This is a genomic window from Vibrio sp. 10N.222.52.B7, from assembly GCF_041474275.1.
Lineage (GTDB): Bacteria > Pseudomonadota > Gammaproteobacteria > Enterobacterales > Vibrionaceae > Vibrio > Vibrio crassostreae_C.
Genome location: NZ_JBFRTU010000023.1, coordinates 78,167 through 100,215, shown reverse-complemented (window position 1 = coordinate 100,215; position 22,049 = coordinate 78,167). Strand labels below are relative to the sequence as shown.

Sequence of the window (22,049 nt, the reverse complement as noted above, 5' to 3'; positions counted from 1 at the left end):
TGCAATATTCTCAGTTTAAATTTGGTATATACCATATAGAGAGTGCTGTAGTATGAGCAACCAAACTTATTTGAATATTGAAAACGTTGTAAAGCAATTTGGCCAATTTACAGCGTTAAAAGACATCTCCCTATCGATAGATAAAGGCGAGTTCGTCTGCTTCCTTGGCCCATCTGGCTGTGGAAAAACCACCTTATTACGTGCGATTGCAGGCCTAGACTTACCAACGTCAGGTTCTATTGAGCAGAACGGTAATGATACGACCTTCTTGCCACCAGAAAAGCGCGACTTTGGCATCGTGTTCCAATCTTACGCTTTGTTTCCAAATCTCACTGTGGAAGAAAACATTGCGATTGGTCTGAAAAACCAAGGCATGTCGACCAAAGAAGCCCTTGAGACGGTTGAGTCTTGGTTAGAGACCATTGGCTTACCAACGTCTGGTCAGAAATTTCCAAATCAGCTATCTGGTGGACAGCAGCAGCGTGTTGCTCTGGCTCGCGCATTAGCATTGTCTCCAGGCTTGTTGCTACTCGATGAACCGCTTTCTGCGTTGGATGCGAAGGTAAGAACATACCTACGTGATGAGATCTGCCAACTGCAACGCAAATTGGGTATCACCACTATTATGGTGACGCACGACCAAGATGAAGCGTTAACGATGGCAGACCGTATTGTCGTGATGAATCATGGTGTTATCGAGCAGGTCGGTGCTCCTCAAGAGATCTACCAAAAACCTGTCAGTCGTTTTGTGGCTGAGTTTGTTGGTAGCATGAACTTTATTCAAGCTTCTGTTGCGGCTCAAGGCAAGATGCGTATTGCTGAGTCAATGCTGCCGTTACCTGGCTTAGATAATCTCACGCCAAATCTGGGTGATGTTTTTGATATTGCCGTTCGTCCAGAGCAAATCCAGTTTGTTGATCGTTTTAGTGAATCCTTGCCAGTGAGAATCGTATCAAGCGAATTCTTAGGGGCGTTTTATCGTGTTGAGTGTCAATTGCAACATGACTCAACGGCGAAAGAGATCATCGTTGATGTACCCGTCAAAGAGTTCAACCGATTGAAGCTGCGTCGCAGTGATATTCGTTACGTGGCGTTTGATCAAGAAGGCCTTAGAGCTTACTCATCGAAAAGCCTGCAAGTGATGAAAGACGAGGCGGCGTAATCAATCATGGAATCGACTCAAATGATGCAATCTAAGCTGCTAATTCAACGACGAGTACAACCTTTTCTGGCTCGGTTAAGCAAAGACAACGTGATTCTATTTGGGCTGCTGGCCTTTTTGTCTGTGGTCATGACGTTGTTTATCCTGATGCCACTGTGGGCAATGTTGAAAAAGAGTGTTCAGAACGCAGACGGTGAATTTGTAGGTTTACAGAATTTCGCTACGTATTTTGCGTCTCAAAGCCTATGGCAGTCGGTAGGCAATACCTTCACGCTCGGGTTGTTAGTGACCGTTGTCGTGGGCGTCTTGGCGTTTGGTTATGCCTATGCGCTAACTCGTTCATGCATGCCTTTTAAGGGGCTTTTTCAAGTACTGGGTTCTGCGCCTATTCTTGCTCCGTCACTGCTTCCTGCAATCAGTCTTATCTTCTTATTTGGTAACCAAGGTATCGCTAAAGAAGTCTTGGGGGGCAACTCGGTTTATGGTTTGATTGGTATCTCACTGGGCTTGATATTTTGGACGTTTCCACACGCCTTGATGATTCTGACCACCTCATTAAGAACCTCTGACGCTCGCCTTTATGAGGCAGCACGTGCACTCAATACTTCATCGTTAAAAACTTTCTTTATGGTGACGTTACCTGCGGCAAAATACGGCTTGATCAGTACCCTGATCGTTGTGTTTACGCTGGTGGTTTGTGACTTTGGTGTGCCAAAGGTGATAGGTGGTAGCTACAACGTGTTATCGACTGACATCTTTAAGCAGGTGGTTGGTCAACAGAACTTCTCTATGGGTGCAGTAACCAGTATCTTGCTGCTATTACCTGCGTTGCTTGCGTTTACCGTTGACCGCTGGGTTCAAAAGAAACAAAAGAGCTTGTTTGATACTCGTTCTGTCGCGTACCAACCTGAACCTAGTTCACTACGTGATGGCTTATGTTTCCTTTATTGCACCATCATCTCTGCTGCTGTGGTTATTGTGTTGGGCATGGCGATATACGGTTCGATGGTCACCTTCTGGCCTTGGAACAAAGCGCTGACGCTAAACAACTACAACTTCGCAGAAATGAGTACTTATGGTTGGGCGCCATTCTTCAACTCCTTAACGCTTGGTGCTTGGACTGCGGTTATTGGTACTGTTCTGATTTTCTTAGGTGCATACTGCATTGAGAAAGGTCGCGCCTTCGGTCCTGTTCGTCAAGCGATGCAAATGCTCAGCGTTGTTCCGATGGCCGTTCCGGGTATGGTGCTGGGTTTGGGTTATATCTTCTACTTCAATGATTTGAGTAACCCACTTAACTTCTTGTATGGCACGATGGCGTTCTTGGTGATTAATACCGTGGTTCACTACTACACGGTAGGGCACATGACGGCGTTAACGGCATTGAAACAACTGCCTTCCGAAATTGAAGCAACAGCGGCTTCGGTAAACTTACCGCAATACAAGCTGTTCTTTAAGGTGACGGTACCTGTTTGTCTGCCGGCGATTTTAGATATTGCGACATACCTGTTTATTAATGCACTTACCACGACATCTGCGGTAGTATTCTTGTATTCTACCAATACGATTCCAGCGTCAGTATCAGTACTGAATATGGACGATGCAGGTCAAACCGGTGCAGCAGCAGCGATGGCGGTGATGATCATGATATCTGCAGCGAGTGCGAAGTTGATTCATATGCTAATCAACAAGTTATTCGATAAGCGCACCCAAGCTTGGCGTAAACGCTAGCGAACCACTTATATTGCAGTTGGCCAAGGAGTGGCTGACGACAAGAACAAGAATGAAAGGAAATGAAGTGCAGTACGTAAAAATCAAAGATGTCATCGTAGAGCAGATAGAGTCGGGGATGTTAACACCACGACAGAAGCTGCCTGCGGAACGTAAGCTGGCTGAATCGTTTGATACGACTCGAGTTACCTTACGCGAAGCCTTGTCTTCACTTGAAGCGGAAGGGCGCATTTATCGAGAAGACCGACGTGGTTGGTTTATCTCTCCCGAGCCGCTTCGTTACGATCCAACACAAACGCTGAACTTCACCAATATGGCTCTATCGCAGAATCGACAGCCGAAAACTGAGTTGGTGGCGGCGAAAGGAATGTTAGCAACCAAGGAGGCGACTCGGCTTCTTGAGTTACAACCTTTCTCGGACGTTTATCGAGTAGACAGAGTTCGTTATCTTGAAGATAGGCCGGTTGTGTATGTGACCAACTACATTCGACCAGAGTTGTTCCCTAACTTGCTTGATTATGACTTGTCTAAATCGTTGACGGACATCTACCGCGAACACTTTGGTGTGGTGTATCAGAAGATCCGTTACCGAGTGAGCACAACGTCTTTACTTGGCGAGACAGCGCAAGCCCTGCGTGCGACTTCTGGCTCACCTGCAATGGTTGTTGAGCGTGTTAACTACAATCAAAACGGCGATCTGATTGACTGTGATATTGAGTATTGGCGTCATGACGCGATCAGTATTGAGTCAATCGCGCAGCTAGAGCGCTAGTCATACGTTAGAACGTTAGCATATCTGCAATTATGCAGGATTGCCCAATTGAAAAGTTCAAAGGTCTCTTATTCGGAGGCCTTTTTATCACCTGTTGTCAGCCGTTGTGCTAATTCATCTATAATTTAGGAATGAAATGGAATTCTCTGCCATCGTCATCGTGATAATTTCGGCTCTGCTTCATGCGGGTTGGAATGTTCTAGGTAAATCTAATCAAGGTTCGGGTTCGTCATTCTTCTTTGCTTCTGGCTTTGCCGCTGCCGCGATCTTGACTCCTTACCTAATTTGGTATGTTGATAACGTTGGATTTTCAAACATCTCATTTCCATTTTGGCAATTGGTTTTCTTGAGTGGGATTTGCCAAATTGTTTATCTAATTGGGCTAGGTGCTGCATATAAACAGGCCGATATTGGGGTGATTTACCCGATGGCACGAGCGCTGCCCGTGTTGATGGTGGGTTTAGGCACGGTGTTGATAGGCTATGAGCTGTCACCTAATCAATGGTTTGGCTTCACCTTGATTACCTTGGGTTGTTTGTTTGTACCACTTAAGAAGTTTTCAGATCTTAGGTTAAAAGCGTATCTCAACCTTGGCGTACTGTGGGCGTTAATCGCGGCCATTGGTACCACGGGCTATTCCATCATTGATAAAGAAGCGCTTCTGTTACTCGATCCTTTGAGCACACCAGTTATAACTAACAAGCACACCGCGATTTTCTACCTAGGTATCCAGTTCTGGGCAATTGTGATTCCGTTGAGTGTTTGGTTATTCGTAACCAACCAAAGAATCGAGTTTACTAATGCTTGGATACTGCGAAAGAAAGCCACGCTTGCAGGCATTATGATGGCTTCGACCTATGGCTTAGTGCTGTTTGCGATGACCATGACTGAAAATGTCAGCTTGGTTGTTGCTCTTAGGCAAGTGAGTATCATTTTCGGCGTAGTGATGGGGATCTACTTTTTAAAGGAAAAGTGGCACGCGACTCGCGGTGTAGGCGTATCTCTAATTATTGCTGGCTTAGTTATCTCATTGACTTAAAAGATCGCCTGAGTGATTGGGGATTTGTGAATAGGTATCTCTATTAAGTTAAATGAAAAAACGCCCTTAGCGAAACAAACTTCGTTAAGGGCGTTTTCTCTTTATCTAGTAAGAAGCTGTAGGTAGTAAAAGACTTACCCCGCTAAATCTTGAGCATCTTGCTGTTTCAACACTTTGTGGCCATCTTCAGTGACACCACGTTTCCAGTAGCTGCTGATGTAGATGTTCTCTTTCGCGACTTCTTTTTCGTTGCGGAAGTATTGTCTTAGCTCACGCATGCTTTCAAATTCACACGCTGTCCATATTGAAACCTGACCTTCTAACCATTCTGTGTTGCGCACGGTTTGTGAAAGTGACTCTGAGGTTTCATCTTCAATCAACCAGGTTACTTTGATACCTTGAGGAGTCTCAAGTACCTGCTTATCTGCTGCTGAGTTGATCTGAATGATAGCGTGCCCCGTTGCTGTTTCTGGGAGCGTTTTTACTTTTGCAGAAAGCGCAGGTAGGGACGTCATGTCTGCAACTAAGAAGAACCAGTCTGACTCTAGGTTAAGCCCCTGAATTAAACCAGGGCCAGCCACTGAAACCGTGTCACCCACTTTTGCGTTCATTGCCCATCGAGCCGCAAAACCACATTGCAAATCTGTAGTGATATGGCGAACAAAATCAACTTCAATCCACTGCTCTACAGGATTGTACTGACGAATGGTGTAAGTGCGCATGGTTGGGCGCTCACCTTCGTTTAGCTGGCTTAAATCAGTCGTGCCAAGTGGCGAGAATAAAAGCTTGATGTAGCCGCCGGCACATTCTGTTGGGTATTTACTTAATCCCTCACCGCTAAGCGTTATGCGCTGCATGTTTGGAGTAATTGTTGAGGTTTGAGTAACGGTTAATGTGATAGGGCTAGGCTTGCTCATATAAGGCTCTCTTAGATTTGGATTTCCACATCATAATCCTGAACTAAAAAACACTCAATACTAATAGTTATCATTTACTTTGATTTACACATGTACTACCTAACTTATACGACAGATCCTATTGAGAAACGGATCCTACAAAAAAGAGCCCTTTAGAAAACTAAAGGGCTCTTAGGATTGGTTTGACTCAGCGAACAGAATTAGCTGTTTGCTTGCTCTAGTTCAATCGTTTCTTCAGCGGCTTTCGCAGCTTCTAGCATCTTACGAATAATGAACGATGCTGCCATTGCGATACCTACCATCACGACGGCAAGAACAGTCAGCATTTGGAAGTAATCACCGTAAACCGTTTGCACGATCTCTTGTGTGATCTCTTGACCTTTCTCTAGTGCAATAGACGTTGAGAATACCGCGCCAACAATGCCTGATAGTGCGATAGCAACAGAGAACAAGCTTACTGAGAAGTTTTCAATGTGCTTAGGTGCAACAGACAGGATGAAGGCTACAACCATTGAACCTACAATCACTTCACCGAATGCTAGGAAGAAGTGAATCGCTAGGAAGACTTCTGGGCGGATCAGAATATCGTCACCAACTGTCGTTACTGCCATCGTAAGGATACCGAAAGCGATAGCCGTAAGGATGAAAGAGAAACCGACTTTGGTTGCAGTTGAGAAGTTAATGTTTTTCTTTTCTAGGTTAGAGAAGATACCCGCGATGATAGGGCCAGCAACCATACACCATAGTGGGTTCATTGCCATTGAAGCTTCAGGTGCGACAGGGATGAAACCAAATAGATCGCCACGCATTGTGTTGATCGCTACCATTGTCATCGAAGTCATCATCTGACCGTAGTACACGAAGAAACATGTCGTCAGGAATGTGATGATTAAGATAGTCCCCATTTTTAGCATGTCTGATTTCTTCGATTTCATCATCAAAGAGACAAAGTAGATGATCGCTGCACCACCGATTGCGTACACGATGTTTTGGCCAATATCCATGTTAGAGAACATGAAGAATACCAAGCCGATCATTGCTGCAGAAAGACCAAGGAACGCTGCCCAGTTTTTAGTGCTTACTGGTTTTTGGTCGATTTCAGCACTTGCTTCAACAAGGCCTTTGCGAACAAAGATCATCATCAGAAGCGCAGCACCGGCTAGCACCGCTGAAAGAAGGAAACCACCGTGGAAACCAACAACAAGTACTAGCATTGGGAACAGGTATTGGCCTAACAGAGCACCAATATTGTTTACTGAGTAGTTGATTGGGTAGCAGTTCTCAAAATCTTCTTGAGTTTTGAACGTGCGTTTGTAAAGACTTGGGTAAGAAGGGGACATCAAACCACGTGCATAACTTGCTAACGCAATACCACATAATGCCATCGGAACATTGGTTGCTGCTGCACCAAGTACCAGTAGAACGTAACCACTTGCGAACCCTAGGAAGGCAATGGTTAAAGATCGGTAGGCGCCTAAAAACTTGTCGGCGATAAAGCCACCTGCGATAGCAAATAGCGGTCCGATTGCAGAGAAAGCACCAACAACCATCATGGTGTCGGCTTCATTGTAGTTCAGATCTTCAAGGAAGAAACGAGTCAAGATCACCATGACGCCATAGAACGAAAGTCCGAACATCATTTGGCAGAACATCATTGATTTGTTTAATCTATTCCACATTATTTTATTCTCACGTTTGTATTAATATGTAGTGTAATTGCCCGATTATAATATCATTAGTAGTAATACATAAACTTAAACATTTGTCCCAAGCAGAACTTTACTCGATATATCTTTTCTTATGAGTGCATTCATATTTCTCATGAATGAGATTTGCAACGTTAGATTTTGCAAGTGGATGCATGGCGGTATGAAATTTAGCCATCATCATTTGTGGCTAAGTAATGAACTAATAAAGGGAAAGTTAGAGGTAGTCATTCTGTAAGTTATTTTGAGTGAGTATCACTTTCAATTAGCTGTTGGGCTTTAGCCAATAAAAAAGCCAGCTTGGTGGCTGGCTTTGTTGAGATATTGAAAACTAAGTTTACAAGAATGCTGTCTCTATAGAGGCTTTCTCCACTCGTGTTCCTGTCTTTTATTCACAAGGTGGTGCCATGTGGATCACGGCTAGGCCGCCTAGAGAAGTTTCACGGTACTTCTTGTTCATGTCTTTACCTGTTTGGTACATGGTCTCGATAACCTTGTCTAACGAGATAAGACACTTGCTGGTACGTTTCAATGCCATGCGCGATGCATTGATCGCTTTCATTGCACCCATTGCGTTACGTTCGATACATGGTACCTGTACTAGTCCGCCGATTGGGTCGCATGTCATGCCCAGTGAGTGTTCCATCGCGATCTCAGCGGCAATACAAATCTGTTCGTTGCTACCACCACGTAGGGCAGTTAGGCCTGCTGCGGCCATTGATGAAGAAACGCCGACTTCACCCTGACAACCTACCTCTGCGCCAGAAATCGAAGCGTTGGTTTTGTATAAGATGCCGATTGCGCCAGAGACTGCCAAGAAGTCTTTAAGCTGCTTGGTGTCTAGCTCCTTGATGAAACGATGGTAGTACATCAATACCGCAGGAATAACCCCAGCCGCACCGTTGGTCGGTGATGTCACGACCTGACCGCCCGCTGCGTTTTCTTCACTTACAGCAAAGGCAAATAGGTTAATCCAATCCATGATCTCCATTGGATCGTTTTCAATCGAGGCATTCGCTTCAAGCTTTTTAAGCAGAGCAGGTGCTCGACGAGTGACTTCTAGGCCGCCATCAAGGATGCCTTCGGTGTCAAAGCCACGCTGCATACACAGAGACATCACCTTCCAAATTTGGTCGGCTTTCTGGTCAATCACATCCATACCTTGGAATGAAACTTCGTTACGTAGAATTAAGCCACCAAGGCTCAGTCCTTGTTGTTCGGATAGTTCAAGCAACTGATCAGCAGAAGAGAAAGGGAACTCAACTTGAGTTTCTGCTTCCTGTTTGCCGTTTTGTAGCTCATCAGCGGTTGCGATAAAGCCACCACCAATCGAGTAGTAGGTTTCCATATCCAGAAGGCTGCCGCTTTCGTTAAAGGCAGAGATAGTCATGCCATTTTCATGCAGCGGAAGGTTGGTCTTGTGGAAGAGCAGATCGCTTTCTACATCGAAATAAATTTCATGGTTACCGCTAACCAATAGAGATTTATCTTCAATCGCTTTACGAATTGCTTGGTTAGCACTGGTAATTTTGATGGTGTCGGGGCGGTTACCGAGCAAACCTAACAAGGTCGCTCTGTCTGTGTGGTGACCAATACCCGTCAATGATAATGAGCCATATAAGTCGATTTGAATACGCTTCACTTGCTTAAGCTGAGCATCAATTTTTTGGGTAAAGTTAAACCCAGCGATCATTGGTCCATTTGTGTGGGAGCTGGACGGGCCAACCCCAATTTTGTAGATATCAAAAATAGACAGCATAGTAACTTCCTGTGAAGACGGTTCGATGAACGAACTCTGTGTAAAATTTGTATTTAGTTAGTTGCACTTCTTTGAGTGAACCTGTTCTTTGGGTGAAATAGTTATGCGATAGAGCGTATTCATTGATTGAAAGGGCTCTTTTATCGACCAGTGCTAACAAGCATAGAGCGATGAAATACAAGAGCGTGCTATGTTTGCTGTAAAGCGACACGTTTATTCTTGTATTACCTAAGATGTCGCTATCAATAGTGAGCATTATTGCGAGCAACATATAAGAATTTCAAAATACTTTTGTTAACAAGTATTGTATACATAATTCACTCCATCTAATCCCCAAAACGAGACTTGAACATAAAATGAGCATTAATCACCTCCTTATTGTGCTGGGTAAGCGACTTAATGAGAATAAATTGACTGATGAAGGAATCAGTCGAGTTGATGCTTTGGTTGAGTATCTGGCGGAGCCTTTGGTAGAAGAGTCGAATCAGCAAACTGCGGTAGTATTTTGTGGTGGGCTAACAAAAGGGCAAACACTGTCTGAAGCCGACGCGATGCACCAGTACTTTAGAAAGCTTGAAAAGCAGCGTGAACATCCGTTTTCTTTAGGGGCGATTTTGCTCGAGCAGCACTCGACCAACACTGTCGAGAACATACAGAACTTGGCCTCAGAGATGATTGCAAGCGGGCTGTTTACTCGCGGGCAAAGTGTGCAAGTGACATTCGTTTCGAATGACTACCATTTACAACGTATATTCGAGATTCAATCGCTCATGGGCGAGCAAGGTTTGCTTAAAGTTCTCATCGAGAAGTGTTCCGCACTTGGGGTAGAGCAGCAAATAGATCGCAGGTTGGAGGCTCATGTTGCGGTGCCATACCCACATCAAAGTGCTCAGGGGCAATTGTTTCTGTTGATGGACGTACTGACGACCTACCGAGTTTATCTTGAAGGTGTTTGTGCGGGCGCATTTAAGCGAGATTTAGAGTTGGTTAGACGAGAGCCAGAAAGACTGTCTTTGGAAGCATTGATCACTGCCAAAGAGCTCGTTGGACGTTCATCTGACTTTGACATTGTGGAGAGTTTACTCCCAGCATTGGAGCGCTGTATCCAGCAGACTTCAGTGGGTACCGATGTAAAAAAAGTCAGGGAATACCTAGCTCTACTAGATACTAACCTGACTTTATTGAATCGTTATTTAGATCCGGAATCGGATCACACACATCGCTGGTGGCGATAGGTGATTTTTTCTTTCTCGTGATGCCAATAACGGTCTTTAAACTCGCAAAGGCAATCAGACAGTAAGCTAGAAGCTCAGTGCCTTCTTCAGCGATGTTTTTAACCGCTCGAACGTAATCATCGCCCATAACATTGTGCCAGAAGGCTCATGTGTTTTTTTTACAGTGATTAACTTTGGTTTTCTGAATCTTGCTCATGGTTATTGCGGTAGTACTCCCACTGTTCAATGCGCTCGCCGTCATCGAATACACAGTAAGTTGTACGCTGATTGTTTTCAGTAACCGTGTCTAATTCACCGTCTTGTTGAACACAATAAACCGCTGCTGGGTTAGCGACTGAAACACGTTGGCCCTCGCTATATTCTGCATAGTCGTTTGCACAACCGCCTAATACAACGGCACATACAGCCATCAAACCAATTTTCTTCATGTCTATCTCCTACGTGATAACTCTATAATCGAATGCGTTAAGTTCTACAGAACCAAATGAGAAGCTCTATGAAATTAGTATATTTTAGATTTCAGAAAAGGTTGTCCTAATTTGGTCAAGATATTGAAATAGGTTGATATTTCTTCATGTTTAACGACTTTTTGAGTGTTAGATCAAGCTAAGTGGATTCAAGTTACCGTAGGAATATCCCCGTCCGATCCGTTCTGGTTAGCGGTTGTGAACCTCGAATCTATTGATGATTATGATATGATGCCGCCAAATTCAGTAGAGCAGTCAGAATCATGAGACACCTAAAAACAACCATCCATCCTGATATCGACCATCTAGACAATAAAACGGTCTATAAGCGCAACGCTGCCCGTGCCATTGTGTTAGATGGTGAAGACATTCTGATGCTGTATACAGAGCGTTATCACGACTACACCATTCCTGGTGGTGGTTTGGATGAAGGGGAAGATGTGATCGCAGGTATGGTTCGTGAACTCGAAGAAGAGACTGGCGCGAAGAATATCCATAGCATCAAGCCGTTCGGCATTTTTGAAGAGTTTCGTCCTTGGTACAAAGATGATGCAGACATGATGCATATGATTTCTTACTGCTACTCATGCAAGATCGATCGTGAGCTTGGTGAAACGGCTTACGAAGATTATGAAGTGAAAAACGGGATGAAACCGGTGTGGATGAATATCCATGAAGCGATCGCTCATAACGAAAAGACCATGGCAGAGAGCCCTAAGAAGGGCATGAGTATTGAACGTGAAACCTTTTTGCTGCATTTGATTGCCAAAGAGATGCTTTAGCCGTTATCAATACTAGCCTGCTAAGCTATTTATTTGCCGCCACTTTTGGCGGCAAAGTTGTTTCTAGCAATGCTAAAACTTAATACCCGAAACTAATTATTGAATATGGTTGATATTGTCAACTAAGTGTTTTTGATGTATCTTTACCTCAGCGATGAACCTATCTAGCTTAACTGCCCGGTTATATCGTTAAATCTCGCTGTGAGCCTGCCCTAAACAAAGAATACTATGAATAAAAGACAGTTTATTGCCCATTATCTGCGCATGAATCGCACCTCGTACTTATTGGCGATTGTGTTCATCTTTCTCGTCAACTGGTTACAAGTAGAGATCCCTCGCTATATCCAATTGGCGATAGATTTGATTGATGATGCCTCTTCAACTGGCCACCAACAGCTTCAAACCTATGTTTGGATTGTGGTCGGGATGTCGGTTGCCATGGTGGTGGTGAGAATTCTGTCTCGTATCTATGCGCTTAATCCGGGGCGAATTACAGAGGCCGCACTTAAAAGTACACTTCTACAAAAGTTGAATCGCTTACCGAGCAGCTTTCACGAACGCTTTGCTTCGGGTCGACTGATCTCGATTATCAACAATGACCTTAGTGGCATTCGACTGCTGTTTGGTGTCGGCTTCTTGCAGTTCTTCAATGCCTTGCTTGCGTTGTCGTTGACGCCTCTTTACATGTGGCGCATATCGCCAGAACTCACACTGTATTCGATCATTCCTATTTCAATCGCTTTTGTGATTTTCCGTGTGGGCTTCAAGCGTATGAAAACGCTGCATTTAGAGCACATGAAGCGTCTACAAAACCTGTCTGCTCAACTAATGAGTTACCTGTCTGGGATTGACTTGATTAAGAGCCAGCAGATGTCACCTTGGGTGAAAGCTGAAACTGAAAAACTGAACCAGTTATTGCTTGAATGCCGCCTTAAAATTACACGCATTCAAGTCTTCTTTATGCCGGTACTCGACTACGCCAATGACCTGATGAAAATCATCATTCTTGGGCTTGGTGGCTACATGTTAATGAGACAGGAACTCACACTTGGTGAGATTACCGCCTTTCTGACTTACTCGGTTTTGCTCGCTATGCCATTGATGCAACTTGGCAGAATCGCGACCATTTATCAGCGTGGCATGGTAGGTATTCAAAGTGCACAAACCATTCTTAATGCCAAAGTCCCGGAGCTTGATGAAGATAAGCTGACTGAACTAGATGTTGAATCACTGAAGGGAAAAACGTTTTCTGTTCGCAACCTCAGCTTCAGCTATTCAGGTGAAGAACGCGTGATTCTCGATGACATCAGCTTTGATATTCCAGCAGGTAAGAAAGTGGGTGTGTTAGGCGGGATCGGAGCGGGTAAAACGACATTAGTGAACTGCTTAAACCACCACTTGGATGTACCACAAGGTTCTGTTTTCCTTGGTGAAAGAGATGTCACTAGCTTCTCACGCAGTGACTTACGCCGTTACGTGAAAACCGTGACTCAAGACCCTTACCTGTTTTCAGCAACCGTCGAAGACAATATCCGCTTTGGTAGCCTAGATACCGATTTGGCAAAGAGTCAGGTTGATGAAGTGCTAGAGCTCAGCCAGTTGGCTAGTGATGTGACACGTTTTGAACACGGCGATCAAACCTTAGTCGGTGAGAAAGGGATCATGTTGTCAGGTGGTCAGAAGCAGCGCTTAAGTATTGCGCGTGCTTTATTGCAACCCACCGACCTGATCATCATGGATAACGTTCTATCGGCTGTCGACTATGAAACAGAACGTAAGATCTTGGAAGGTTTGTTTAAACGTTTGGAAAATCAATCGGTTCTTGTGGTTTCACACCGCGTTAATGCCCTTGAATATATGGATGAAGTCATCGTGTTGAACGAAGGTAAAGTGATCGCGAAGGGCGACCACGCCACGTTATTGAAAACCTGTGATTACTATTACGATACATGGCAACTACAGCAGAATGAAACGGAGGCAGCAGCATGTTAAAAGGTGTTGATCTCAAATACCTCAAGCACTTTTTTAAGTTTGCTAAGAAATACAAAGGCTCTGCGATTCTGGGCATCGCTATGCTTCCTCTTTCTGTCATCACGAGCTTGTTGTTCCCTTGGCTGATCATTCAAGTGATCGATGTTCACCTGAGTCACGGGGATATGGATGGTCTGCTCGAATACGTCTTCTATCTTGTTGCCGTGCTGGTGGCGAGTTATGTGGTGGATACCACCTATTCGTACAATCTGCGTAAAACTGGTCAATACACGATAACTGACATGCGCTCAGTATTGTTTTCTCGCGTGCTCAAACTGCCACGCAGCTATTTTGATAACACACCGATTGGGGTAACGCTTTCACGATTAACCAGTGACTTGGAAACCATCGGCGAGACGTTTGTTCAGTCGGTTGTCGGGCTAGTTAAAGACAGCATCAATACCATTGCTCTGTTGGTGATGATGTTCTTCATTGATTGGCAGTTAACGATGATTGTATTGATCATTATGCCGCCAGTGATGTATTTGACGGTGTATGTGAGAAACCGACTTCGTGCTCTCTATAAGGTGACTCGTTCTTCTCTCGCTCGCGGTATTGGCTTTTTACAAGAAGTCTTATTTGGCATGAAAACCGTTCAGATGTACCGAGCGGAAGAGCAAGTCGAGCAACGCTACCAAGGCTATACCGATGAGTTTTTAAGAGCGCAGAAGAAGATCAATAAATACGATGCGATTTTGTTCTCGTTTATCTCCGGCATCACTTCAATCACTATCGCGATTATGATCTGGTATGGCTCTGAGCAAGTGATAGAAGGAGCGCTCACCTTGGGTGTGCTGATTGCGTTCATCAATACTTTAGAGAAAGTGTTTGTTCCGATCCGAGACTTTACTTCGCAGATCGCTTCGATTCAGAGTTCATTTGCAGCGTTTGACCATATTGAAGAACTGTTTGTTGAGCCGACTGAAGAGGAAGGGCGTAACCTGCTGCCATCTAACAAGGTTGAGAAACAGCTTGAACAGTTTGTGAGCCTAGAGTTTAAGAACGTAAGCTTCCGCTACAAAGACGACTCTCCCTACGTTCTAAAGAATGTCTCGTTTGTATTGGAGAAAGGGCATCAAATCGCCCTTGTGGGTTCGACGGGTTCGGGCAAGTCGACGATTCTGCGTCTGATCTCTAAAACCTACCAAGATTATGAAGGCAGCATTTTGTTGAATGGAATAGAGCTGTCACAGATCTCAAGTGAAGACTCTGCTCATTTGTTCTCAATGATGATGCAAGACGTGCACTTATTTGAAGAGACCATCCAATTCAATATCGCGCTGGGCAAAACGCATCTATCTAGAACTGAGGTTGAACAGGCGGCGCGCTATGTTTATGCCGATAAGTTTATTGAACAATTGCCACAAGGTTATGACTTCCACTTGGAAAAGAACGGCTCCAACTTGTCTGTAGGGCAAACGCAGCTTATCTCGTTCGCTAGAGCGGTTGCACAGGGCGGTCAATTGATGATGCTTGATGAGGCGACCAGTTCGGTAGATTCAATCACTGAAGACCTGATTCAAAAAGCAATGCAGCGCCTTTTCAAGGAAAAAACCGTGATTGCGATTGCACACCGTTTGAGTACCGTTCGTCACTCAGATACGATTTTGGTGTTGGAAAAGGGTGAAATTGTTGAGCAAGGTAATCATCAACAGCTGGTGGCACACAATGGTATTTATGCTGGCTTGTTACAAGAATCGATTGTAGAAACGGGCGATTCTCAAGTAACGGTTGCCTGATCACCTCAAATCAGGTTTACCGTTATCGATACTATGAATTGGTGTTGCTTATGTTTCACCAATTTCTATTCTTTTCTAGTATTCCCAGTAGCTTAGGGAAAATAAAACATATTTTACGATTATTAATATGTTATGATCTCCCTACTACTAAAGGGGTGTCTTAGGGCATCGGGATGTATGCAAGCAAAAAGAACCGGCTTGTGTCAGTCACTTTCTGGCGAATATGGGATCGAAAATGTTGTTGGAAGAAGTTGTAGAAATTATCGAATTAACCGACTCAGACCATTTATCTCAAGCAATGGAACTGTTTAACGAGCATGGTTTTGTTGATGCTGAGTCTTTACCTTTTATGAATGTTGTTTTTGAAACAGCACCAGATCAACTTGCGAAGAAGCTGTCGCAGATTGGTTTTAAAGGTTTAGTGCAAGTCGAAAAGAATGAAGATGCATCGGGCTTCACCATTATTGATGCTGACCGCGTTCTGCTAAAAGATTCTGCTTAGTTGAAAGGCTCTGCTTAGCTGCAAGATTCTTCTTAATGACAAGAATAAGATTCAGCTTAGTGAAAAGACTCTATCCAGTTCAGTAACACCCGTTATGATTATTTGAGGTTAACACAGTGACAACAGCAACCGTTTCATCAACAGAACAACATATTTCCAACGAACATGCGCTTTTAGGCGCATCGTTATTAGCGTCTCAAAAAGTTGAGTTGGCTCTGTTCAGTGTGATCTCTAAATTAGCTAAAGCCCTATCAAAAGAGCAGCAACAGTCATTAGGTTTGGATTTGGATACCTTTTTAAGGGAGAAGCCAAGTGAGCAAGCTGCTACGTTGATCTTGTACGAACAAACCTTTGGTGAGCAGCTTCCGTTAAAAACAAACGAACTTAACGATTTTATCTACCACAGAAATCTTGTTACTCGTGGCTTTTGGCGAGTGACTGGCGCTGATGTGAAAGGCGGTGAGAAGCTTGCTAACCCAGAGCTTTATTTAAAAGAGTTCTTAGCCAAATGCGAATATTGGCAAGTGATGATAGATACTCACAGCAAGTAATCAAATTGAAATAAGAAAGCCATAGCGAACATGCTATGGCTTTTTTGTTTGTGCAAACCGTGTTGAATTCTCTGAATCTAGAGCATCATCTTCAATACATAGTTCCTAGAGACAAAGTGGTGTTTAAGTGCGGCACTGATATGCAGCACAATTAAACAGGCTAGGGCAATACAACTGGCACGATGGAAATAGAAAAAGAAGCCGTTGATTGCAGAGTCGGTAATTAGATTATTTACGCTCACTAACCAAAATAAAGAGTACGGTTCTTTTAGCATTAAGTAGCCGGTGCTGAAAACCATAAACATCACAAGATACATCAAAGAGTGTGCAAGCTTGGCAACGCATTTTTGCCCTTCAGGCACAGAGGTTGGCATGCTTGGCGACGAGCGAAAGTGGCTCCAGATATAACGAACCACAAGCAGTGGCGTCGCAACGGTCGCCAATGACATGTTGAGCACTGACAGAAAAGAAAACAGCTCTGGATGACTGGTGACATAGTGCATCACATACCCTGCGATTGTTGCATAGATGATTACAGAAGCCATTACCCAGTGCAGTACACGGCTTACTAAATCGTATCGTGGATTATTCAAATTAACCTCGTTCTGATCGTTATTAATATAAGATTCATCTCGATGCAATAAACCATTTTTCGGTATATTCGCATCGCGAATTAATCATATAGAACAGTATTACGCGGTATTTTTATAATTTAGAAATTAATGATGTTGCTTCAGGTGTTTTATAATTATCAATGATGTTTTAGAGTGTTAATTCCAATATGGACATAGCAAACTTGTCGACTTCCTAGCTTGTATGCCTATTACGAGATACAGTTAGTCTAAAGATAAATATATAAGGAATGTATAATGCTTCGAATCTTATTGATTGCAGTTATCTCGGTGTTCAGCACGATGAGTTTTGCAAGCGAAGAGGTTAAGTACTCGGAACAAGAGTATTTGGATAGACCGCTGATGGAACGCTATATCTTGGATGAGTTGAAGCAGCTTCGAATGGAACAGCAAGACCTTGAGAGACGTCTCACTATTCAGATGACGGATCGCGAATTGACTGTAGCGGATAAATCGCTGAACTACGCCAATGTTACCGTAACGTATTTCTTCTACATTATTGCTGGTGTGGCCTCTCTTATCGCGCTGGTGGGTTGGCAATCCATCAAAGAGCTTAAACACACAACTCAAGACATGGCTGATAAGCGACTTAATTCTATCGCTCAAGACTATGAGAAGAAGTTTAATGTTCTTGAACGGGATCTTAAGCGCAAGACCAGAATCATTTCCGACAACAACCGCGAAATTGAAATTATCAATGAGATTCATAACCTATGGTTGAGAGCACAGAACGCACAAACGGCAGAGCAAAAAATTGAAATCTACGATGAAATACTGAAGGTTCGTCCTGGAGATTTAGAAGCACTTACTGCCAAAGCTGACGCTGCTATGGATATACAGGAATACCACTGGGCAATGAGTCTTTGTAACCGTGTATTAGAAGTCGATGACCAAAATGCTCATGCCTTGTATCAACGTGCTTGCGCCTATGCTCGATTAGGGGCAGAAGGTCAAGCGATCGATGACTTAGAGCGCGCTATTGAAGCCAGTGGGTCCATGAGAGAGCTGCTAACTGAAGAGCCGGACTTTGAGATGCTGCGAGGCTTAGAACGCTTCGAAGTACTTCGTGAAGAGTAATATGAGGTAAAGATCCGTGTTAACTAAGGTGGTGGGCTTTGCATGCTCACCATACTTTCACACCTATCGCGCTATGGTTTCTTACATTTCATTTATTTTTTTGATTTAATTGTTATGTTATAACACTTTCTAAGTTCCTTGTTATAACCGCTAAGTATTTTATGAAGTTCCTCCGTATTGGTCTGATCGTTACTGCGATCAGCGCATTTTCCCTTGCTGCTTTGCTCTCTTTTCACTCCAAACCAGCACCAGAAATCTCTATCAAAATAACACCTTACCAAGGTTCTCAACCTAATGATAAGGAAGTCATCGACTCGCAAGCGACTCCCAACTCTTTGGTTAAGGTCCATTATTTTGTGAAAGTTGGCGATACGCTAAGCAACATCTTTTCGTCATGGCAACTGCCATATGGAACCGTTCAAAAGGTGATGGAAGCGGATCTGGAGTCTTTGAAACTCGACACAATAAAACCTGGTGACCATCTAGAGTTGCTTTTGGATAGTGACTCAAAACAGCTTGTGGAGCTGATTTATCACGAGAGTTTGGTTGAGCAAGCAGCCTTTACTCGAAACGATGATGGTAGCTTCACCTATAAATTCCACGAGATCCCAGGCGAATGGAAAGAAAAACTCTATGCGGGTAGTGTTCACGGTAGCTTTTCAACGTCAGCCTACAAAGCGGGGTTAACTACTAACCAGATAGCCAATATCACCCGCACACTAAAAGACAAAGTCAACTTCGCTCGAGAGCTGAGAGCTGGTGATAGCTTCAATGTATTGGTCAAAGAGCAGTACACGGATGATCACCTAACGGGTAAAACAGAAATTCAAGGTATCTCAATTCAATTAAGAAACCGAGAAGTCGCAGCTTTTCTAGCACCAGATGGTCTTTTTTATGACAGAGAGGGAAATAGTCTAGAGCAAGCCTTTGATAGATACCCAGTCGACAGAAAATTCCGAAGAATCACTTCTTCGTTCAATCCGACACGAAGACACCCAGTAACTGGGCGAATCTCACCGCACAATGGTACCGACTTTGCGACACCTGTTGGTTCACCTATCTACTCAACTGGTGATGGTCGAGTGGTGGCACTTCGTGACCACCCGTATGCTGGTAAATATTTGGTGATTGAACACAACAGCGTATATACGACGCGTTATCTTCACTTGAGCCGCTTCTTAGTTAAGAAAGGTCAGCAAATTAAGCGAGGTCAGAAAATTGCGCTATCGGGTGCTACTGGTCGTATTACTGGCCCGCACTTGCACTTTGAGGTATTGGTTCGTGGTCGCGCCGTCGATGCGATGAAGGCGAACTTACCAATGGCAAGCTCAATTATGCCTAAAGATAGAAAAGAGTTTTTGGCTCGAATTGCCTCTTTTGATGCCATGATTTCTGAGCCAGAAGATCGTGCGAGTTAGAGATATTCAAGCCTAGTTTGGCAGCGAATACAATAACGCCCCTTAGCTAGCGATTCAGCTAAGGGGCGTTTTTCTAGGTAATCGCATGATTTAGCGAGTGATTCAGTTAAGCAACCACCACTGCCGTGCCACTAGCAGAGACCATCAACATGCCATTACCTGTTCCCAAGACTTCGTAATCAATATCTACGCCTACCACCGCGTTGGCACCCGCTTCAATCGCTTTCTGTTCTAACTCTTTGAACGCGTAGTTACGTGCTTTTTCCAGTTCTTTCTCGTAGGTGCCAGAACGTCCACCCACAAAGTCACGAATTCCTGAAAACATATCTTTGAAAACGTTCACCCCTAGAATGGCTTCTCCGGCAATAACCCCTTTGTAATCGACAATGCGCTTGCCTTCGACTGATTGTGTGGTGGTAATAATCATAATGGCCTCTTGTAAGCTTGCTGAGCTGTCACTCGCTTATTGATTGATAGTTTGGTCTTGCTCTTGAATGTCGTCGTTCAGTGCTGTCTCTGAGCGTGTGAATTCATGTCTTAACCATGTTCTCAGTTTTAGCACACTTTCTTGTTTTAATTTGTTTTTTGGGCAAACAAAGTAAAAATCTTGGTGCGGGTTAGCAACCGGTTTACCTAGTTCAACGAGCATCCCATGGCTGATGTCATCCTTCACAAACAAGCGATGCGTTACTAATACGCCTAGTGAACGAATCGCAGCTTGTACTGCTTGAATGGAGACATCGAATGTCAGATTGCTATGGAATGTGGGCAGTGGAATTTGGTAATTGTCGCACCACACTTGCCAGTCGTGTTGCCGCCTGAGGTTAAAAACGCCAATGGTCGGGTTTTGTTTGACGAGTTGCTCGACGCTCAATCCGGTCTGGTTTTTTAATAGAGTAGGGCTGCACACCAAGACCAGATCATCGTCGCCCAGTTTCTCGCTGTAATATTGCTCCCACTCATTGGGCTTGCCATGTACGAGCGCAACATCGACCCCTTCCTGTTCAATATCGAAAGGGCCAGTTAGCGTCGAAATACGGATATCAAGTGAGGGAGCGAAAGCTTGGAAGTCGGGAACTCGTGGGATCCACCAGTGCATCGCGAGCGAATTGACCATGTTGAGGGTAATGCGGTGGTCGTTAGGCGTTCTGGCAAGCTCTTCGGTCGCCTCTATCACTTGCTCAAGTGCGGGCGCGACTTTGCGGTAATATCGCTTACCTGCGGCATTAAGAACAACACGACGACCGACTCGTTGAAACAAAGGCTTGTTGACCAGTTGTTCTAACGACTTTATCGCTTGGCTTACCGCAGAGTGACTGACGTACAGCACCCGAGCGGCGTCGGTCATGCTGCCAGTCTCAGCAACAGCAATGAAAGCATAAACGGATTTAAGCGGAACGAGTTTTTTCATTGGTAAGTTTTCCTTACAGTTATAGTTAATATTACTCGCTATTTTTCATTACGTCACGCCTCTAAAATAGATGTCATAGGAGGTGATAATTATGTCTGATATTACCAAGGCGACGACTTTCATGTTGTTGTCGACGTTCAGTTTGTCTTTAAGCGGCTTAATGGCCAAGTATCTATCTGAAGTGATGCCCACTTCGTTGCTCAGTTTTGTGCGTTTTTTGTTACCCAGTCTGTTTTTATTTCTTTTTCTGACTTTTTACAAAATCAGCAAGCCGACACGAGAAATGTGGAAACCTTTGGTGATGCGAGCGATCTTTATGGTGGCGTGTCAGTGGTGTTTCCTTACTTCACTGCAAACCTTAACGCTGGTTGAAGGGGTTGTGTTATTCAGTACGGGTCCTCTGTTTATTCCATTGTTAGAAAAGTTAATATTTAGAACCAAGATTCATACAACGACGATCGTGTGTTTAGCTGTCACTTTTGTTGGCGTAGTGATGATGGCGGGGGATTGGTCGCAGTTTGAGTTGGGTTCGGAGTTCTTTAGACCTGCGCTTCTGCTTGGACTTCTCGCGGGGGTATTTAATTCTGGCTCGCAAGTGAGTTTGTACCGAGCGTCTAAAACTAGCCTGACACCAGCAGAGCTTAACGCGTGGACCTTTTTAGTCGCGGCAATCATTGTGATACCAATGGTGGTGTTTACTTCACTTTCTGCGGTGCCCGATGTGCTTGAAAGTGCTGAAAAAGGCTTCGTGTCGGCGTTACTGTCTTTTGACGATTTACGCTGGATTGTTCTCGGATCACTTGGTCTTGCACTGTTTACCATCAATACCCAAATCTTCCGTTCCAAGGCGTATAAGCTTGCAGACAGTGGCTCCCAGTTGGCACCTCTGATTTTTACTAACATGCTGTTTAGCGCGCTTTGGCAGGGCTTGTTCTTTGATGATGTGTTTTCTACACAGCAGATGATTGGCATTAACCTGATTGTCGTGGCGAGCATCACCAATACATTGCTGGCAAAAAGACACAGCAAGGCGAAAGCCAAACAAAAACCGCACACCACAGTGGCTGTAGCGACTGTAGTGGACGTTGCGGTATTGGACTCGGCAGCTAAAAGCTAAC

20 protein-coding genes and 1 pseudogene are annotated in these 22,049 nt (G+C 44.2%); 13 read left to right on the top strand and 8 right to left on the bottom strand.

The window, feature by feature from the left end:
• The first annotated feature begins 52 nt into the window (after nt 1–52).
• The 4 genes from AB4512_RS09340 to AB4512_RS09325 all read left to right on the top strand — a co-directional run bounded on the left by AB4512_RS09340 (nt 53) and on the right by AB4512_RS09325 (nt 4,704).
• Nucleotides 53–1,162, top strand: coding sequence for a putative 2-aminoethylphosphonate ABC transporter ATP-binding protein (locus AB4512_RS09340; protein WP_372174810.1), 1,110 nt, complete (start codon nt 53–55; stop codon nt 1,160–1,162).
• Between the two features lie 21 nt (nt 1,163–1,183).
• Entirely contained in the window at nt 1,184–2,893 is a 1,710-nt protein-coding gene (locus tag AB4512_RS09335; protein ID WP_372127501.1) for a putative 2-aminoethylphosphonate ABC transporter permease subunit, read from the top strand.
• Between the two features lie 67 nt (nt 2,894–2,960).
• Nucleotides 2,961–3,665, top strand: a complete 705-nt coding sequence (gene phnR, locus AB4512_RS09330; protein ID WP_029235340.1) for a phosphonate utilization transcriptional regulator PhnR — start codon at nt 2,961–2,963, stop codon at nt 3,663–3,665.
• 136 nt (nt 3,666–3,801) lie between these two features.
• Complete coding sequence (locus tag AB4512_RS09325) at nt 3,802–4,704, top strand: multidrug transporter (protein ID WP_372174808.1); 903 nt, start codon at nt 3,802–3,804, stop codon at nt 4,702–4,704.
• 134 nt (nt 4,705–4,838) lie between these two features.
• On the opposite strand, the gene AB4512_RS09320 is transcribed toward AB4512_RS09325, so the two are convergent.
• The 3 genes from AB4512_RS09320 to AB4512_RS09310 form a co-directional block, all read right to left on the bottom strand.
• Nucleotides 4,839–5,621 (bottom strand): siderophore-interacting protein, encoded by a 783-nt coding sequence (locus AB4512_RS09320; protein WP_017070633.1) that lies wholly within the window; start codon nt 5,619–5,621, stop codon nt 4,839–4,841.
• Between the two features lie 200 nt (nt 5,622–5,821).
• The gene (locus AB4512_RS09315) at nt 5,822–7,300 is read right to left on the bottom strand and encodes a peptide MFS transporter (protein WP_080582209.1); all 1,479 of its coding nucleotides are present in this window, start codon (nt 7,298–7,300) and stop codon (nt 5,822–5,824) included.
• Nucleotides 7,301–7,715: 415 nt separating this feature from the next.
• Entirely contained in the window at nt 7,716–9,086 is a 1,371-nt protein-coding gene (locus AB4512_RS09310) for an L-serine ammonia-lyase (protein WP_372111593.1), read from the bottom strand.
• Nucleotides 9,087–9,442: 356 nt separating this feature from the next.
• On the opposite strand from AB4512_RS09310, the gene AB4512_RS09305 reads away from it, so the two are divergent.
• Nucleotides 9,443–10,321 carry a YdcF family protein gene (locus tag AB4512_RS09305; RefSeq protein WP_372174806.1) on the top strand — a complete coding sequence of 293 codons (879 nt, stop codon included), beginning with the start codon at nt 9,443–9,445 and terminating at the stop codon, nt 10,319–10,321.
• On the opposite strand, the pseudogene AB4512_RS09300 reads toward AB4512_RS09305, so the two are convergent.
• Together AB4512_RS09300 and AB4512_RS09295 are read right to left on the bottom strand one after the other, a co-directional pair.
• A pseudogene (locus AB4512_RS09300) lies at nt 10,254–10,466 on the bottom strand (hypothetical protein); the annotation flags it as partial. The gene AB4512_RS09305 and the pseudogene AB4512_RS09300 overlap by 68 nt on opposite strands.
• Nucleotides 10,467–10,488: 22 nt before the next feature.
• Nucleotides 10,489–10,749, bottom strand: coding sequence for a DUF333 domain-containing protein (locus AB4512_RS09295; protein ID WP_017059521.1), 261 nt, complete (start codon nt 10,747–10,749; stop codon nt 10,489–10,491).
• Between the two features lie 302 nt (nt 10,750–11,051).
• Between AB4512_RS09295 and AB4512_RS09290 the strand changes: the two genes are divergently transcribed.
• The 5 genes from AB4512_RS09290 (at nt 11,052) to AB4512_RS09270 (ending at nt 16,393) form a co-directional block, all read left to right on the top strand.
• A complete protein-coding gene (locus AB4512_RS09290) occupies nt 11,052–11,570 on the top strand; it encodes an NUDIX hydrolase (protein WP_017059522.1) in 519 nt (172 codons plus the stop codon).
• A gap of 228 nt (nt 11,571–11,798) precedes the next feature.
• Nucleotides 11,799–13,562 (top strand): ABC transporter ATP-binding protein, encoded by a 1,764-nt coding sequence (locus tag AB4512_RS09285; protein ID WP_017070637.1) that lies wholly within the window; start codon nt 11,799–11,801, stop codon nt 13,560–13,562.
• Entirely contained in the window at nt 13,556–15,340 is a 1,785-nt protein-coding gene (locus AB4512_RS09280) for an ABC transporter ATP-binding protein (RefSeq protein ID WP_372174804.1), read from the top strand. The genes AB4512_RS09285 and AB4512_RS09280 overlap by 7 nt, the downstream gene beginning before the upstream one ends.
• A 235-nt stretch (nt 15,341–15,575) precedes the next feature.
• Nucleotides 15,576–15,842, top strand: a complete 267-nt coding sequence (locus AB4512_RS09275) for a hypothetical protein (protein ID WP_017059525.1) — start codon at nt 15,576–15,578, stop codon at nt 15,840–15,842.
• Between the two features lie 116 nt (nt 15,843–15,958).
• Nucleotides 15,959–16,393: a hypothetical protein gene (locus tag AB4512_RS09270; RefSeq protein ID WP_372174802.1), complete on the top strand. Its 435-nt coding sequence runs from the start codon at nt 15,959–15,961 to the stop codon at nt 16,391–16,393.
• Nucleotides 16,394–16,470: 77 nt separating this feature from the next.
• On the opposite strand, the gene AB4512_RS09265 is transcribed toward AB4512_RS09270, so the two are convergent.
• Nucleotides 16,471–16,986 carry a cytochrome b gene (locus AB4512_RS09265; protein WP_371724804.1) on the bottom strand — a complete coding sequence of 172 codons (516 nt, stop codon included), beginning with the start codon at nt 16,984–16,986 and terminating at the stop codon, nt 16,471–16,473.
• A gap of 276 nt (nt 16,987–17,262) precedes the next feature.
• Between AB4512_RS09265 and AB4512_RS09260 the strand changes: the two genes are divergently transcribed.
• Both AB4512_RS09260 and AB4512_RS09255 read left to right on the top strand, forming a co-directional pair.
• Entirely contained in the window at nt 17,263–18,102 is an 840-nt protein-coding gene (locus tag AB4512_RS09260; RefSeq protein ID WP_017069419.1) for a tetratricopeptide repeat protein, read from the top strand.
• A gap of 161 nt (nt 18,103–18,263) precedes the next feature.
• Nucleotides 18,264–19,520, top strand: coding sequence for a peptidoglycan DD-metalloendopeptidase family protein (locus AB4512_RS09255; RefSeq protein WP_017064801.1), 1,257 nt, complete (start codon nt 18,264–18,266; stop codon nt 19,518–19,520).
• 106 nt (nt 19,521–19,626) lie between these two features.
• Here the strand turns inward: AB4512_RS09255 and AB4512_RS09250 are convergent, their stop codons facing one another.
• Both AB4512_RS09250 and AB4512_RS09245 read right to left on the bottom strand, forming a co-directional pair.
• Entirely contained in the window at nt 19,627–19,947 is a 321-nt protein-coding gene (locus tag AB4512_RS09250) for a heavy metal-binding domain-containing protein (protein WP_004730185.1), read from the bottom strand.
• A gap of 36 nt (nt 19,948–19,983) precedes the next feature.
• Nucleotides 19,984–20,931 carry a LysR substrate-binding domain-containing protein gene (locus AB4512_RS09245; protein WP_102393577.1) on the bottom strand — a complete coding sequence of 316 codons (948 nt, stop codon included), beginning with the start codon at nt 20,929–20,931 and terminating at the stop codon, nt 19,984–19,986.
• A gap of 91 nt (nt 20,932–21,022) precedes the next feature.
• Between AB4512_RS09245 and AB4512_RS09240 the strand changes: the two genes are divergently transcribed.
• Nucleotides 21,023–22,048 (top strand): DMT family transporter, encoded by a 1,026-nt coding sequence (locus AB4512_RS09240; RefSeq protein ID WP_136974876.1) that lies wholly within the window; start codon nt 21,023–21,025, stop codon nt 22,046–22,048.
• The last annotated feature ends 1 nt before the right edge of the window (nt 22,049 follow it).

What these genes read in the sequence shown, in the direction of transcription:
- AB4512_RS09340 (WP_372174810.1), top strand. Translation starts at nt 53, where the DNA reads ATGAGCAACCAAACTTATTTGAATATTGAAAACGTTGTAAAGCAATTT.
- AB4512_RS09335 (WP_372127501.1), top strand. Translation starts at nt 1,184, where the DNA reads ATGATGCAATCTAAGCTGCTAATTCAACGACGAGTACAACCTTTTCTG.
- AB4512_RS09325 (WP_372174808.1), top strand. Translation starts at nt 3,802, where the DNA reads ATGGAATTCTCTGCCATCGTCATCGTGATAATTTCGGCTCTGCTTCAT.
- AB4512_RS09320 (WP_017070633.1), bottom strand. Translation starts at nt 5,621, where the DNA reads ATGAGCAAGCCTAGCCCTATCACATTAACCGTTACTCAAACCTCAACA.
- AB4512_RS09315 (WP_080582209.1), bottom strand. Translation starts at nt 7,300, where the DNA reads ATGTGGAATAGATTAAACAAATCAATGATGTTCTGCCAAATGATGTTC.
- AB4512_RS09310 (WP_372111593.1), bottom strand. Translation starts at nt 9,086, where the DNA reads ATGCTGTCTATTTTTGATATCTACAAAATTGGGGTTGGCCCGTCCAGC.
- AB4512_RS09305 (WP_372174806.1), top strand. Translation starts at nt 9,443, where the DNA reads ATGAGCATTAATCACCTCCTTATTGTGCTGGGTAAGCGACTTAATGAG.
- AB4512_RS09295 (WP_017059521.1), bottom strand. Translation starts at nt 10,749, where the DNA reads ATGAAGAAAATTGGTTTGATGGCTGTATGTGCCGTTGTATTAGGCGGT.
- AB4512_RS09290 (WP_017059522.1), top strand. Translation starts at nt 11,052, where the DNA reads ATGAGACACCTAAAAACAACCATCCATCCTGATATCGACCATCTAGAC.
- AB4512_RS09285 (WP_017070637.1), top strand. Translation starts at nt 11,799, where the DNA reads ATGAATAAAAGACAGTTTATTGCCCATTATCTGCGCATGAATCGCACC.
- AB4512_RS09280 (WP_372174804.1), top strand. Translation starts at nt 13,556, where the DNA reads ATGTTAAAAGGTGTTGATCTCAAATACCTCAAGCACTTTTTTAAGTTT.
- AB4512_RS09275 (WP_017059525.1), top strand. Translation starts at nt 15,576, where the DNA reads ATGTTGTTGGAAGAAGTTGTAGAAATTATCGAATTAACCGACTCAGAC.
- AB4512_RS09260 (WP_017069419.1), top strand. Translation starts at nt 17,263, where the DNA reads ATGCTTCGAATCTTATTGATTGCAGTTATCTCGGTGTTCAGCACGATG.
- AB4512_RS09255 (WP_017064801.1), top strand. Translation starts at nt 18,264, where the DNA reads ATGAAGTTCCTCCGTATTGGTCTGATCGTTACTGCGATCAGCGCATTT.
- AB4512_RS09250 (WP_004730185.1), bottom strand. Translation starts at nt 19,947, where the DNA reads ATGATTATTACCACCACACAATCAGTCGAAGGCAAGCGCATTGTCGAT.
- AB4512_RS09245 (WP_102393577.1), bottom strand. Translation starts at nt 20,931, where the DNA reads ATGAAAAAACTCGTTCCGCTTAAATCCGTTTATGCTTTCATTGCTGTT.
- AB4512_RS09240 (WP_136974876.1), top strand. Translation starts at nt 21,023, where the DNA reads ATGTCTGATATTACCAAGGCGACGACTTTCATGTTGTTGTCGACGTTC.